Source organism: Oleiphilus sp. HI0080 (assembly GCF_001635135.1).
Map to the genome: position 1 here is coordinate 1 of NZ_LWFU01000132.1, position 393 is coordinate 393.

Here is a 393-nt window from a genome sequence, read left to right on the forward strand (position 1 = left end):
AACTTTTCTGGTTGGTGTAATTTGCCATGGGCCGGTCATGCCGAGTTTGGGCGCCCAAAGGTACTTTTTAAAGTTCCAATTTGTTTCGGGGAAGTCTGTTTCTTTCCAGCGTTTGCCTTTTTCGAGTACGAGAACGCGATAGCCCTTCTCGCTAAGGCGAAGGGCGCTGCAAGATCCCCCGAAGCCCGAGCCGATAATAATTTGGTCAAAATCGAATTGCTCGTCTGATGACGTGTCTTGGGCAGTATTGTTATTTTTTGAAGTGTGCATAGTGGACTCAACAAAGCGGCTGAATTAGAAGCTCGAAACAAGCAGTATACGCTTGCTTCGGTCCTTCAAACTTTGTCGTAATCTACTTTTTGTAGGTATTTTGCGGTCAGTCGTAGATGGTCG

1 protein-coding gene is annotated in these 393 nt (G+C 46.3%); it reads right to left on the reverse strand.

Going from position 1 to position 393, the window contains the following annotated elements; translation table 11 throughout:
- A partial coding sequence (locus tag A3751_RS01630; protein WP_156492174.1) for an NAD(P)-binding protein occupies positions 1-270 on the reverse strand: 270 nt, incomplete at its 3' end.
- Positions 271-393 lie beyond the last annotated feature (123 nt).